At 62.9% G+C, this 13,018-nt stretch carries 13 protein-coding genes; 10 read left to right on the top strand and 3 right to left on the bottom strand.

Features of this window, described 5'->3' with window-relative positions; all coding sequences use genetic code 11:
- Nucleotides 1-85: 85 nt before the first annotated feature.
- The 7 genes from V1286_RS26690 (at nt 86) to serA (ending at nt 6,921) form a co-directional block, all read left to right on the top strand.
- Nucleotides 86-1,366 carry a PQQ-dependent sugar dehydrogenase gene (locus tag V1286_RS26690; RefSeq protein ID WP_334484641.1) on the top strand — a complete coding sequence of 427 codons (1,281 nt, stop codon included), beginning with the start codon at nt 86-88 and terminating at the stop codon, nt 1,364-1,366.
- A 79-nt stretch (nt 1,367-1,445) separates the two neighbouring features.
- The gene (locus V1286_RS26685; RefSeq protein WP_334484639.1) at nt 1,446-2,012 is read left to right on the top strand and encodes a c-type cytochrome; all 567 of its coding nucleotides are present in this window, start codon (nt 1,446-1,448) and stop codon (nt 2,010-2,012) included.
- A 136-nt stretch (nt 2,013-2,148) separates the two neighbouring features.
- A complete protein-coding gene (locus V1286_RS26680) occupies nt 2,149-3,540 on the top strand; it encodes an amidase family protein (protein ID WP_334484637.1) in 1,392 nt (463 codons plus the stop codon).
- Between the two features lie 15 nt (nt 3,541-3,555).
- Nucleotides 3,556-4,032, top strand: coding sequence for a glutathione peroxidase (locus V1286_RS26675; RefSeq protein WP_334484635.1), 477 nt, complete (start codon nt 3,556-3,558; stop codon nt 4,030-4,032).
- Nucleotides 4,029-4,298: a DUF3297 family protein gene (locus V1286_RS26670; protein ID WP_247784168.1), complete on the top strand. Its 270-nt coding sequence runs from the start codon at nt 4,029-4,031 to the stop codon at nt 4,296-4,298. The genes V1286_RS26675 and V1286_RS26670 overlap by 4 nt, the downstream gene beginning before the upstream one ends.
- A 132-nt stretch (nt 4,299-4,430) precedes the next feature.
- Nucleotides 4,431-5,600, top strand: coding sequence for a mandelate racemase/muconate lactonizing enzyme family protein (locus tag V1286_RS26665; protein WP_334484630.1), 1,170 nt, complete (start codon nt 4,431-4,433; stop codon nt 5,598-5,600).
- 61 nt (nt 5,601-5,661) lie between these two features.
- On the top strand, nt 5,662-6,921 hold the full coding sequence (serA, locus tag V1286_RS26660) for a phosphoglycerate dehydrogenase (RefSeq protein WP_334484628.1): 1,260 nt from the start codon (nt 5,662-5,664) through the stop codon (nt 6,919-6,921).
- Nucleotides 6,922-6,929: 8 nt separating this feature from the next.
- Here the strand turns inward: serA and V1286_RS26655 are convergent, their stop codons facing one another.
- From V1286_RS26655 to V1286_RS26645, 3 genes are all read right to left on the bottom strand, one after another.
- Nucleotides 6,930-8,063 (bottom strand): DUF418 domain-containing protein, encoded by a 1,134-nt coding sequence (locus tag V1286_RS26655; RefSeq protein ID WP_334484625.1) that lies wholly within the window; start codon nt 8,061-8,063, stop codon nt 6,930-6,932.
- A gap of 44 nt (nt 8,064-8,107) precedes the next feature.
- Entirely contained in the window at nt 8,108-9,460 is a 1,353-nt protein-coding gene (locus tag V1286_RS26650) for a malonyl-CoA decarboxylase (RefSeq protein WP_334484622.1), read from the bottom strand.
- Nucleotides 9,461-9,575: 115 nt separating this feature from the next.
- Nucleotides 9,576-10,376 (bottom strand): AraC family transcriptional regulator, encoded by an 801-nt coding sequence (locus V1286_RS26645; RefSeq protein ID WP_334484619.1) that lies wholly within the window; start codon nt 10,374-10,376, stop codon nt 9,576-9,578.
- Nucleotides 10,377-10,444: 68 nt separating this feature from the next.
- Here V1286_RS26645 and V1286_RS26640 point away from each other — a divergent pair, with 68 nt between their 5' ends.
- From V1286_RS26640 to V1286_RS26630, 3 genes are all read left to right on the top strand, one after another.
- On the top strand, nt 10,445-11,626 hold the full coding sequence (locus V1286_RS26640; protein ID WP_334484616.1) for an MFS transporter: 1,182 nt from the start codon (nt 10,445-10,447) through the stop codon (nt 11,624-11,626).
- A 294-nt stretch (nt 11,627-11,920) separates the two neighbouring features.
- Entirely contained in the window at nt 11,921-12,340 is a 420-nt protein-coding gene (locus V1286_RS26635) for a hypothetical protein (protein ID WP_334484613.1), read from the top strand.
- Entirely contained in the window at nt 12,340-13,005 is a 666-nt protein-coding gene (locus tag V1286_RS26630; RefSeq protein WP_334484609.1) for an OmpA family protein, read from the top strand. The genes V1286_RS26635 and V1286_RS26630 overlap by 1 nt, the downstream gene beginning before the upstream one ends.
- Nucleotides 13,006-13,018 lie beyond the last annotated feature (13 nt).

The following is a 13,018-nucleotide window of genomic DNA, read 5'->3' as shown; positions in this document are numbered from 1 at the left end:
GGAGATTGCCGTTCGGAAAGCCACCGGCGTCAGCACCCTTGTGTGCTGCGTGTAGAGAACAGGCTTCCACCAAGGGAGAACGCCCATGATACGCCATTCGTCGGCGCCGCGCAGCCTGTTGCTGGCCGGTGCCTTCCTTAGTGCATTCACGCTAGGCGCCGCTGCGCAGCAGCCCGCCGCTCCGCCGGCCGCCGGCGCACCGCCTGCGGCCGCACCCGAGCTTCCGCCGGGATCTCCCCTGATCGGACGTCCCGCGGGCAACGAAGCCGCCGCCAAGCTCGCGCCGAATGCGCCGCCGCCGATACCCGCGGCGCCGGACAAGCTGCCGACGGCGAAGCTGAAAGTGCCGGCCGGCTTCAACATCGAGGTCTATGCCGCGGGCATGGCGAATGCGCGCTCGCTCGCCGTGGGCGACAAGGGCACGGTGTTTGTCGGCAGCCGCCTGGTCGACAAGGTCTATGCCATCGTCAACAAGGACGGCAAGCGCGAGGTCAAGGTGCTGGCCTCCGGCCTCTACCGTCCGAACGGTCTCGCCTTCAAGGATGGCACGCTCTACATCGCGGAGCTGTCGAAGGTCTCAAAGATCGACAAGGTTGAAGACGTCATCGACAACCCGCCGAAGCCGACTCTGATCTATGACAAGCTGCCAAAGGACGAGGCCCATGGCTGGAAGTTCATCGGCATCGGTCCCGACAACAAACTCTACGTTCCGGTCGGCCAGCCCGGCAACAATTTGCTGCATAGCGACGACCACGGTCAGATCCGCCGGATGAACCTGGACGGCTCAGATGCGGAAGTGATCGCCAGGGGCGTTCGCCAGACCGTCGGCTTCGACTGGCATCCAGCGACCAAGCAGCTCTACTTCACCGACAACGGCCGCGACTGGATGTCGGAAGACGTGCCCGAGGACGAGCTCAACCGTATCACCAAGGTCGGCGAACATTTCGGCGCGCCCTACTGCCTGCAGGGCAACATCGTCGATCCGGAATTCGGCTGGGGTAAATCCTGCAGCGAGTTCACCGCGCCGGTCGGCCTGCTGGGCCCGCATTCGGCCGCGCTCGGCATGCGCTTCTACACCGGCAATATGTTCCCGAAAGCCTACAAGAACGTGGCCATCATCGCGCGCCACGGTTCATGGAACCGCACCAAGAAAGTCGGCGGTGACGTCGTGATCGTCAAACTGAACAAGGACGGCTCGATGAAGTCGATGGAGCCGTTCCTCACCGGCTTCCTGGAAGACAACAAGTATATCGGCCGCCCGGTCGACGTTCTGCCGATGAAGGACGGCTCGCTGCTGGTCTCCGACGACTGGAACGGCGCGGTCTATCGCATCACCTATGGCAAGCAGAAGGTGGCGGAGAAGTAGATCGCCCTTTGCGAATAGCAGTCATTCCGGGTTCGATGCTTCGCATCGCCCCGGAATGACGACGTACCGGGAATGGCTGATGCGTAAAACAATAACGGCACTGGCGTTTGCGTTGATTTCAACATGCGCATCAGCCGAAACCATCGAACAACGCATCGCGCCGTGTCTCGCCTGCCACGGCGAGAAAGGCCAATCGGAAACCGAGAACACCCCTTCGCTCGGCGGTCAGCAAGCGCCTTACACACTGATCCAGCTCTTCATGTTCCGCGAAAAGCTGCGCGTCTTCGAGCTGATGAACGAGATGGCGAAGCCGCTGACCGACGACGACCTTCGCCTGTTCTCCGACTTCATCGCCAAGATACCGAAGCCCGCGCCGCCAGCGGAAAATGGCGATCCAGCGCGGATGCAGCGCGGGCAGGCGCTGGTGCAGCAGCACCGCTGCGACACCTGCCACAACCCCGATTTGTCGGGCAAGGAAAACGTCCCGCGCATCGCCAACCAGCGCGAGGATTATCTCGCCAAGACCCTTGCCGAGTACAAGGACAACAGCCGCCACGGCTATGATGCCAGCATGGCGGACGTGATGGCCCCGATCGCAGCAGAGCAGATCGCCGATCTCGCCCATTACATCGCCCGTATGCGCTAAATCTGGGCGGCGGGCCCGCTGGCATTGCCCTGCGCCCGGCGCTGGATTTTTGGTTTGACGCGTTTTCTTGGCGCGAACCGGTTTCCACTTCGCTGGAAAACGCTCTAAAAGGGCTCCAATCGATATGGAGTTTTGCATGCAGGAGCTATGGCGCTTGTCGGCCGCGGAAATCGCTTCGCTGATCAGGTCGAAGAAAGTCTCGGCCAAGGAGGCGGCGACCGCGGCGCTGGCGCGGCTGGACGCAGTCAACCCCAAAATCAACGCCGTGGTCGACCACAGGCCTAAGGACGTGCAGGCGCAGGCTTCCGCCATCGATGCCGCCATCGGGCGCGGTGAAGACGCCGGACCGCTCGGCGGCGTGCCCGTCACGGTGAAGGTCAATATCGACCAGGAGGGCTTTGCTACCACCAACGGGCTCAAGCTGCAGCGCGACGCCATCGCCAAGAGCAACAACCCGGTGATCGACAACCTGCGCAAATCCGGCGCCGTCATTCTCGGGCGCACCAATTGCCCGGCGTTCTCCTATCGCTGGTTCACCACCAACCTCATTCATGGCGACACCAGGAACCCGCGCGATCCGTCCATCACGCCGGGCGGCTCGTCCGGCGGCGCGGGGGCGGCGGTCGCGGCCGGCATCGGGCATATCGCACACGGCACTGACATCGCGGGATCGATCCGCTATCCGGCTTACGCCTGCGGCGTGCATGGCCTGCGGCCGACCATGGGCCGCATCGCGGCGTTCAATGCGGCGCTGCCCGAACGGCCTATCGGGCCGCAGATCAGCGCCGTCTCGGGCCCGCTGGCGCGCACTATCGGCGATATCAGGATCGCGCTGGCCGCGATGTCGGCGCGGGATTATCGCGATCCCTGGTGGGTGCCGGCGCCGCTCGAAGGGCCGGCGATGCCCAAGCGTGTCGCGATGTGTCTCAACCCCGACGGCCTCGATCCCGTGCCTGAAGTGAAGGCCGCCGTTGCGGACGCGGGCAAGCGGCTCGAGCGTGCCGGTTGGATTGTCGAGGAAATCGCCAACACGCCGCCGCTGCGCGAGGCTGCCGATCTGCAGACAAAACTCTGGCTCGGCGATGGCTACGAGGCGCAGCTGGAGATGGCCGAGCGCGAAGGCGACCCCGGCGCGCTGGCCTGCCTGCGCGGGAACCGCGCAAAAGTCCATCCGTTCGACCTGTCCAAGGCGCTGACGCGGCGCCTGACGCTGACCCGCGAATGGCTGGCGTTCTTCGAAAACTACGCCGTACTGCTGATGCCGGTATCCGGCGAATTGCCGTTCCCCGATCAGCTCGACCGCAAGGACGAGGCGTCGTTTGCGCGCGTCTGGCATGCGCAATTGCCGCAGATCGCCGTTCCCTTCATGGGGCTTCCCGGGCTAACGGTTTCGACAGGGCTGGTCGGACGCGTACCCGTTGGCGTGCAACTGGTTTCCGGCCGTTACCGCGAGGATTTATGCCTTGCTGCCGGCGAGGCGATCGAAGCCGGCGGAACGCCGTCGGCGGCGATTGATCCGGCGGGCTAATTTCGAAAGAACACGATGCCAGGCGTTTATGATTTTACGGCGCAGTCGCTCGCCGGCGAACAGGTGCCGCTGAAGCAGTTTGAGGGTCAGGTGCTCCTGATCGTCAACACCGCGAGCGCCTGCGGGTTCACGCCGCAGTACAGGGGCCTGGAGCAATTGCAACGCGAACTCGCGCCGCGTGGCTTTGCGGTGCTCGGCTTTCCCTGCAACCAGTTCGGCGGGCAGGAGCCGGGCGACGCAAGGCAGATCGAGCAATTCTGTGAGAGCAAATATGACGTGACGTTTCCGATGTTCGCCAAGATCGACGTCAATGGCAGCCATGCGCATCCGTTGTTCAACCACCTGAAGAATGAGAAATCGGGGCTGCTCGGTTCGTCGATCAAATGGAATTTCACCAAATTCCTGATCGACCGGTCGGGCAGGGTGGTCGGGCGCTATGCCCCGACCGTGACCCCCGAGGGGCTACGAAGAGAAATCGAGGCACTGCTGTGAGCGAGACCAACAAAGCGATGAACGACGAATTCCCCGACCGTCTCTCGGTCGATCCGAACAGCCCGTATTACAACGCCGATATCCTCGCGCGCGACGTCGGCATTCGTTTCAAGGGCGTCGAGAAAACCAATGTCGAGGAATACTGCATCAGCGAGGGCTGGGTGCGCGTCACCGCCGGTAATGCCAAGGACCGCTATGGCAACCCGCTGACGATCAAGGTGCACGGCCCGGTCGAGCCGTATTTCCGCGATAAGGCGGGATCCTGACCCGGTCTCTCGTCGTCATTGCGAGGAGCGAAGCGACGAAGCAATCCATTCTTCCTCTTGCGGCGCTATGGATTGCTTCGCTTCGCTCGCAATGACGGTGTAGAAGCAGCGTCACCACGAAAGCCATCCACCATGTCCGTCCGTATCGTCGACGTCTGCGAAATCACAAAACCGATCTCCTCGCCGATCCGCAACGCCTATATCGACTTCACTAAAATGACGACGAGCCTCGTCGCCGTCGTCACTGACGTCGTGCGCGACGGCAAGCGCGTGGTCGGCTACGGCTTCAACTCGAACGGCCGCTACGGGCAGGGCGGCCTGATCCGCGAACGCTTTGCGCCGCGGCTGAAAGAGGCCGATCCCAAGAGTCTGCTGGATGCCGATGGCGGCAATCTCGATCCGGACAAGGTCTGGGCCGCCATGATGTCGAACGAGAAGCCGGGCGGCCACGGCGAGCGCTCGGTCGCCGTCGGCACCATCGATATGGCGGTGTGGGATGCGGTGGCGAAGATCGCCGGCAAGCCGCTGTTTCGTTTGCTCGCCGAGCGTCACGGCCTCAAGGCCGATCCGCGTGTGTTCGTGTATGCCGCCGGTGGTTACTATTATCCCGGCAAGGACCTGTCGGCGCTGCGCGGCGAAATGCGCGGCTATCTCGACCGCGGCTACAACGTCGTGAAGATGAAGATCGGCGGCGCGCCGATCGCGGAAGATCGCGAGCGCATCGAAGCTGTCTTGAAGGAGATCGGCAGTCAGACACAACTCGCCGTCGACGCCAACGGCCGCTTCGATCTCGAGACGGCGATTGCTTATGCAAAAATGCTGCGGGAGTATCCGCTGTTCTGGTACGAGGAGGCCGGCGATCCCCTCGACTTCGCGCTGCAGGCGGCGCTCGCTGAGTTCTATCCCGGACCGATGGCGACCGGCGAGAATCTCTTCAGCCATCAGGACGCAAAAAACCTGATCCGCTATGGAGGCATGCGGCCGGACCGCGACTGGCTTCAATTCGATTGTGCGTTGTCCTATGGCCTGTGCGAATACCAGCGCACGCTGGCGGTCTTGAAGACCCACGGCTGGTCGCCGAGCCGCTGCATCCCCCACGGTGGCCACCAGATGTCGCTCAATATCGCGGCCGGTCTCGGGCTTGGCGGCAATGAGAGCTATCCCGACCTGTTCCAGCCCTATGGCGGCTTCCCGGACGGCGTTCGCGTCGAGAACGGCTACATCACCATGCCGGACCTGCCGGGCATCGGATTTGAGGGAAAATCCGATCTATACAAGGAAATGAAGGCGCTGGCGGCGTGAGGATGGTGGTTTTCCAGGCCGCCAGTCTACCGATCATCGAGCTCTGAAGGATACCGCGATCTTGCCCAGTCAACTTCCCCAACTCTCGCTCTCGAAGGACAAGATCCGGGTCTTGCTTCTCGAAGGGGTCAACGACAGCGCCGTGCAGATGATCGAGGCTGCGGGCTATTCCAGCATGGTTCGCTTGTCTAGGGCACTTGAGGGCGATGCGCTCAAGGAAGCCATCAAAGGCGTGCACCTGCTGGGCATCCGCTCACGCACGCAGATCACAACGGACGTTCTTGAGGCCGCGGACCGGCTCATCGCGATCGGATGCTTCAGCGTCGGCACCAATCAGGTGGATGTTGACGCCGCGCGCCGGAGCGGGATTCCCGTGTTCAACGCGCCGTTTTCCAATACGCGAAGCGTCGCAGAACTGGTGATCGGCGAGATCGTCATCCTGCTGCGCCGGATCGTCGCGCGTTCCAACGCCGCGCATCAGGGGCGCTGGGACAAGTCCGCCAATCACAGCTACGAGGTGAGGGGCAAGACGCTCGGCATCATTGGTTACGGCAATATCGGCTCGCAGCTCTCGAATCTCGCCGAAGCGATGGGGATGAGGGTCATTTTCTACGATCATACGGACAGGCTGCGTCACGGCAACACGGAGCCGACCGCGAGCTTGCATGAACTGCTGGCACAAAGCGACGTGGTGACGTTGCATGTGCCGGAAACGCCTGCCACGCATGGGATGATCGGGCGCGAGGAGATTGCGGCGATCAAATCCGGCGCGTATTTCATCAATAACAGTCGCGGTACGGTCGTTGACCTAGAGGCGCTCGCGGACGCGCTGCGCGAGGGCAGGCTTCGTGGCGCCGCGGTTGACGTCTTTCCGGTCGAGCCGCGTTCGAACGCAGATCGCTTCGTATCGCCGCTTCAGGGTCTGGAAAATGTTATTCTGACGCCACACATCGGCGGTTCGACCGAAGAGGCGCAAGAACGCATCGGTGCCGAAGTGGCGCGCAAGCTCGTCGATTACAGCGATTCCGGCTCGACGATGGGCGCGGTCAATTTCCCCCAGGTCCAGCTACCGCCGCGGCCATCGGGGACGCGGTTCATTCAGGTACAGCGCAATCTGCCGGGCATGCTGGGACGTCTGAATGAAGTGCTCGCGCGCCACGCCGTCAACATTGCCGCTCAATACTATGAGACCGACCACGAGGTAGGCTATGTGGTTCTCGACGCTGATGCCTCCGCCGCCGACGGCCAGCGTGTGCTTGCGGACATCCGATCTCTGGAGGGTACCATTCGCGCCCGATTGCTCTATGAATACAGGATCTGAGCCCGGCGCTACGCCGTCTGCCGCATCGGCTGCGCCGCGCCATACATCAGCGTGCGCCACAGCCATTCGACCGGGCCGTACCGGTAGCGGCGCAGCCACCAGGCACTGAACAGCACCTGCCCGGCATAGACGGCGAGGCCGATGGCCAGCGCGCTGGCGACACCGAGGCGGCCAAACAGGCCAAGACCATAGCCATAAAAGATCCAGCCGAAGATCAGGGATTGCGCGAGGTAGTTGGTGAACGCCATGCGCCCCAGCGGCGCGGCCCAGCCAAGCAGCGCTTTTCCGCTTCTGAGACTGGCGATACCGATGATACCGGCGCCATAACCCAACGCCAGGAGAATGGTGCCGAGGGCCTCAGTGCCGGCAAGGATCAATGCCGCGCCGAGGCCAATACAGGGGGCGGCGATCCAGAGCAGGCGGCCGGGTGCGTTTTGCAGAAGGCCGGCGCGCCAGGCGAACGCTCCGAGAAGAAACAGCCCGATCGTGCGCGGAAAGATAAACGCGTGCAGGGGAGCGATAAGGGGAATCTCGCGGAGCCGGAATGCCAGCACATCGAGGAAGCCGCCCGTCGCATAGATGCGGGTAGCATCCGCGACATGCTGGGTGATCGTTTCCGTGCTCGGAAACAATCCAGCCGGCGGAAACGCCTGCATCGCAAGGTACAGCAAAAGAGACGCCAGCGCGGCGACAGCCAGCAGCCAGCGCGGGCCGAACAGGAACGGCAGGACGATCAGGCCCGCGAGGGCATATTCAGTGAGAATATCGCCATTCCAGATCAGGCACAGGTGAATGAGCCCGAACGCCAGCAACACGGCGAGCCGGCGCACCAGCAACGGCGTGCGGCGTTCGCTGTCCGCAAGCCGATCGAACTGGATGGCAAGGCCAGCGCCGAACAGCAGCGAAAACAGCGCAAGCGCCTTCAGTTCGACGGCCAGCGTCAGGATCGTTTCGATGGCATCATCGAGCGGCGATGCCGGGGGCTTGCTGGCCAGAAATTGCTCAAAGATCGAAACGCGAAATTCCATGACGACATTGATGGCCAGAACGCCGAGCAGGGCGATACCCCGCAGCACGTCGATGGCGTCGATCCGCTCTTGGGCGCCTGTCGGCCGGGGAAATGCGCCGCCATCGCAAGCCATTGCGAACTGATTTCCAATTGAGCCCCGGCCAGTTCCAGCCCGCTCTACGACAGCCGCATATCCAGCAGCCGCCGGCCCTCGGTCTTGATCAGTTTCTTCACCGTGCTGGAAGCGGCGATGTCGCCCTGGTTGGCGTAGGCCTCGTGGTTCTTCTCAATGTCTTCCAGCCGATAGAGATAGTTGACCATGATCCCGGCCGACTCACGCAGGCCCTTCGGCGAGAGGTCGCCGAGCCAGTTGATCTTCTCCAGCCGCGCGCCGTTGCCGATGTGGAAGCGCGCCACCGAATCGATCAGCCGGCCTTTTGGCGTGCGGGCTTTGAGGAAGTAATGCGCGGCCAGCGGCTCCAGCACGGCGCGCAATTGCGCGGTCAGCTCCGCATCCTCGAACCAGTCCGGCCTGTCGAGCGCTTCCAGCAGCGTCCGTTCCTCGTCGCTGACCGGCACGTCGCCGGCCTGTTTCAGCCATTGCATGAAGCCCGGCACCGGCGACAGCGTGATGAACGTATCCAGCTTCGGCAATTCGCGCCGCAATTCCTCGGCCACCTGCTTGATCAGGAAGCTGCCGAAGGAAATGCCGCCTAGACCTTTTTGCGTATTCGAGATCGAATAAAACACGGCGGTGCGCGCGCGTTCGATCGGCACCGGCTGACGCTCGGCGGCGAGCAGCGGCGCGATCGCGGTTGGAATTGCCTCGGTCAGCGCAACCTCGACGAAGATCAGCGGTTCGTCGTTGAGCTGGGGATGGAAGAAGGCGTAGCAGCGCCGGTCTACGGGATCGATACGGCGGCGCAAATCGTTCCAGTCGCGGATCGCATGCACCGCCTCATAACGGATGATCTGTTCCAGAATATTTGCTGGCGTCGACCAGTCTATCCTGCGCAGCACGAGAAATCCCCTGTTGAACCAAGAAGACAGCAAATGCACCACGTCGCGGTCGAGCGCGGCCAGATCCTTGTTGCCCTTCATCAGGGCAAGCAGGTCGGCGCGCATCGCCACCAGGTCGCTGGTGCCGCCGGGCGCGCGGTTGAGCCGGCGGATCAGCTCCTGCCGCTGCGGCTCGGAGGCAAAGTGAAGGTCGCTGGCATCGCTGTCGTTCGGCTGGCTGCGCCAGCTCTCGATCGCCTGCGACAGTTTTTCGCGGTCGGGACCGAAGTCTCGCGCCAGCGTTTCGAAGAAGGTCAGCCGGCCGGCGGCGTCGAGGTTGTGGTAGCGATCGAGCACGTCCCGCGCCATCGCGGTGCCGGATGCTTCGCCGCGGCCGGACAGCAGCGCCTTGCATAGTTCGAGCAGTTCGGAGGCGTCCTGGCGGGCGACGGACGGCTCACCCCGCCGAAGCAGCGTGCGCCCACGTTCTGATATTGTCGCGAGAAGGTCGGAGAAAAAGGCGTTGGCCATGCGGTGGGTCGAATCCAGCTGATATTGCGGAATCTTATATGAGATTTAGGACGGTGCCGATCACAATCAAGCGTATGGATCGTACGTAAATATGTCATGCCTCTAAGTCGAGCGTTTACTCCTTCCCCGCAAATTCCGTCGGCGTTTTTCCGGTAACCTGCCGGAAGGCATGGGAAAACGCAGGCACACTCGCATAGCCCAGATCCGAGGCAAGCTGCTTGACCGAGACGCTCGCCTCCGTCGACAGCTTCTCGATCGCGGCAGCGATGCGGGCGCGCTGGCACCAGCTCTTGAAGCTCAATTGCGTCTCCGACGAGAACAGCCGCGACAGCGTCCGCACCGAGGTGCCGACCTCCTGCGCCAGCGTTTCTATCTCGTGGTCGCCGGTCGGGTCCGCCAGCACGATGTCGGCAGCGCGCCGGCAGCGCGGCTCGCGCGGCAGCGGGATGAAGGTCGCGGAATCCTCCGCCTGGTCCAGCTCCATCATTGCGAGCCGCAATAGAAGCTCCGTTCGCTCGCGGTCGCCGCGATCGTCGAACAGTGCGAGTATGGTCTGATGCAGCAGCGGCGACACCCGCACCACGAATTCCGCATCCAGGCTGTGGCTGCGCGCTTCGCGCTGCAGCCAGTCCAGTTCGAAATAGAGCGTCCGCATCTCGATATCGGCGAGCACGTCGATCGCATGCTCCGACAGCGCAGGCACCCACACCGCGCGGTCCGGCGGCACCAGCCAGCGGCCTTTCGGCGTCGTCACCTGCATCGTCCCCTTCGCCGCATACACCAGTTGCGCCTCGCGGTGCATGTGGGTGTGGATCCGGAAGCCCTTCTTGTAGCTGTTGGCGATCATGTGGATGCCGTCGCCGGTCGAGGTGAGGCGGCCGATAATGGCGGCAATTGGCTTTTCGGCGATATTCATTGGCGACATCCCGTCAGGACAACCCCGTATAACCTATTTCAGAAAATTGCGGGATTCGGGAATCGACCATGAACAGCCCCAGCCGGGTGATCACTTTCGTCAACGCCGCCCATTTCATCGACCATTATGCGATGCTGATCTTTGCCGCAGCCGTCATCATCATGGGGCCGGCGCTCGGCATGGCCTATTCGGAACTATTGCCTTACGCCACCCCGGGCTTCGTCGCCTTTGGCGCGGGCTCGCTGATCACCGGCTGGCTCGGCGACCGCTGGAGCCGCCGCCACATGATGGTGATCTTCTTTTTGGGTATCGGCGCGTCGATGGTCGCGGTCGGCTTTGTGCAAACGCCGCTGCAGCTCGGCGCGGCGCTGCTGGCGATCGGCCTGTTCGCCTCGATCTATCATCCCGTCGGCACCGCGATGATCGTTTCCTATGCCGACAAGCTCGGCCGGGAGATGGGCCTGAACGGCGTCTGGGGCAATCTCGGCGTGGCGTCTTCGGCGCTGGTCACCGGGGTGATCGGGCAATATCTCGGCTGGCGCTGGGCCTTTATCGTCCCGGGCATCGTCACCATGCTGATCGGCGTGGCCTTTGCGCTGATAGTGGTGCACGAGGACCGAACCGGCAGCAGGCAGGCGGCGGCGCAGGCCAAGGTGGCGAAAGAGGACATGTGGCGGGTGTTGCTGGCTTTGCTGATCGTGGTGATCGCGATATCCACCACGTTTAACGCCATTACCGTGGCGATGCCGAAACTGTTCGCTGAGCGGCTGGCCGGCGTGACCGACAGCCCGGCGTTGCTCGGGGTCATCGCGGCCGGCGTCTATGTCTTCGGCGCGATGACGCAGTATACCATCGGCAAGTTGATCGATCATTATTCGCTGAAGACCGTGATGCTGCCGCTGTCGTTTTTGCTGGCGCCGTTCATGTATTTCGCGGCGACGCTGTCGAACCTGCCGCTGATCATCGCCTCCATCGGCATCGTGATGGGCGCGTTTGGGCAGGTCACCGTCAACGACGCCATGGTCGGCAAATACACCAGCGAGGAATGGCGTTCGCGCGCCTATTCGGTGCGCTACTTCATCGGCTTTACCGCGGCGGGCGCATCCGTCGGCCTGGTGGCGTGGCTCTATGAAAGAGGCGGCTTCGCCACCATGCTGCAGGCGTTCGGCGCGCTGTGCCTGCTGGTGATCGTGGCGGCGCTCATCCTGCCGCAGGAGATCAAGGTGCCGGCGGCGCAGACCGCGCCGTAGAGCATGATCCGGAAAGTGGGAACTGGTTTTCCCTCGCGACAAACGCGGAACGCGTTTGCGCGGAGATCATGCTCAAAACAGAAGGTGATTCGATCGACGGCAGCCGGCTGTCGAACTCATGGCGTCATCATTCCGTCATGGTGCCGGCGGCTGGGCATGGCGTTACTGGATATCGGGGCCTGATGCCCCCGGGCTACCCGCGACGATTTGCTGCGGCGCAATAGCTCAGGGGTAATGCAGCCATATCAAACAGAACACTTGACCATCGCCACCCTCCTTGTGTGAGGTGCGGGCATGACCCGAATCCGGCTTTTCCTGTTCATCATTGCGATATTGGTGCCCTCGCTGGCGGCGGCGCAGCAGTCCATGAAATTCGAGGAGGCCGCGGCCATGCTGGCCGCGAGCTGCGGCAAGGACATCGATGACAATTGCCGCGGCGTCAATCTCGACGCGACGCGCCTGAAGGAGTGCCTGGGCCGCAACCAGGACGTGGTGTCGGCGAAGTGCAAGGCCGATTATCCCCAGGCGCTCGGGGCGATCCAGCAGCGCATTACCGCGCGCACCTCGCTTGTAAAGCTGTGCAATTGGGAATTGAAACACCTGTGCGGCGAGGTTCGGCAGGACCCCGTCAAGGGTCTGCAATGCCTGTTGGAGTCGACCAAGAAGGCGACCCCGAACTGCAACAAGGCGATTAGCGCAGCGGGGTATCGCTGATGCTTTGGGGAAAGAAGCCGCGCGGTATCGCTCTCGTGCTGGGCGCCGTGGCCCTGTTTGTCTTGCCGACGGCCGCACGCGCGCAAACGGCGACGTCGACTGGCGATATCATTGAGAAGCTTGCCGTTGAGGCCGAGTCGGATATCGATCTGACGGCCCTGCGCCAGCAGGCTGCCGACCGCATCAAGGCGAGGGCCGATGCCCAGCCGCAAAAGCGGCCGCCGATCGCGCCCCAACTGACCAAACTGCCGCAAATCCGTTTCGACGTCGTGTTCGACCAGGACTCGTCCCTGATCCGGCCGGCCTCCTACCAGACGATCGGCAGCATCGCCGACGCGCTCACAGATCCGAAGACGCGACCCTATCGCTATCTGATCGTCGATCATGTCGAGTCTGCCGGAAGACGCGACCACAATCTGATCCTGAGCCAGCGGCGCGCCGAATCGGTCCGGGATGTGCTGGTGAACACCTTCAAGGTTGCACCGAAGCGATTGCAGGCCCTTGGACTCGGCGAAGAACAGTTGCAGGATGTCAATCGTCCGGCGTCGCCTGCCAATGCGCGCGTCCAGATCATTGCGATCGGCAAGTTTGAAACGGCCGATCCGGCAACGCCGGCTGCAGCGGCACCAAAAGGCCCCGCTGCGGCAAAGAAAAAGAAGCGCTGATCGCCCCGTGAGG

The organism is Bradyrhizobium algeriense, assembly GCF_036924595.1.
GTDB lineage: Bacteria > Pseudomonadota > Alphaproteobacteria > Rhizobiales > Xanthobacteraceae > Bradyrhizobium > Bradyrhizobium algeriense.
The sequence above is the reverse complement of the archived record's forward strand: the minus strand, read 5'-3'. Positions and strand labels throughout refer to the sequence as shown.

Coding starts and splice junctions, on each gene's coding strand:
- V1286_RS26690 (WP_334484641.1), top strand. CDS start 86: ATGATACGCCATTCGTCGGCGCCGCGCAGCCTGTTGCTGGCCGGTGCC.
- V1286_RS26685 (WP_334484639.1), top strand. CDS start 1,446: ATGCGTAAAACAATAACGGCACTGGCGTTTGCGTTGATTTCAACATGC.
- V1286_RS26680 (WP_334484637.1), top strand. CDS start 2,149: ATGCAGGAGCTATGGCGCTTGTCGGCCGCGGAAATCGCTTCGCTGATC.
- V1286_RS26675 (WP_334484635.1), top strand. CDS start 3,556: ATGCCAGGCGTTTATGATTTTACGGCGCAGTCGCTCGCCGGCGAACAG.
- V1286_RS26665 (WP_334484630.1), top strand. CDS start 4,431: ATGTCCGTCCGTATCGTCGACGTCTGCGAAATCACAAAACCGATCTCC.
- V1286_RS26655 (WP_334484625.1), bottom strand. CDS start 8,063: ATGGCTTGCGATGGCGGCGCATTTCCCCGGCCGACAGGCGCCCAAGAG.
- V1286_RS26650 (WP_334484622.1), bottom strand. CDS start 9,460: ATGGCCAACGCCTTTTTCTCCGACCTTCTCGCGACAATATCAGAACGT.
- V1286_RS26645 (WP_334484619.1), bottom strand. CDS start 10,376: ATGAATATCGCCGAAAAGCCAATTGCCGCCATTATCGGCCGCCTCACC.
- V1286_RS26640 (WP_334484616.1), top strand. CDS start 10,445: ATGAACAGCCCCAGCCGGGTGATCACTTTCGTCAACGCCGCCCATTTC.
- V1286_RS26635 (WP_334484613.1), top strand. CDS start 11,921: ATGACCCGAATCCGGCTTTTCCTGTTCATCATTGCGATATTGGTGCCC.
- V1286_RS26630 (WP_334484609.1), top strand. CDS start 12,340: ATGCTTTGGGGAAAGAAGCCGCGCGGTATCGCTCTCGTGCTGGGCGCC.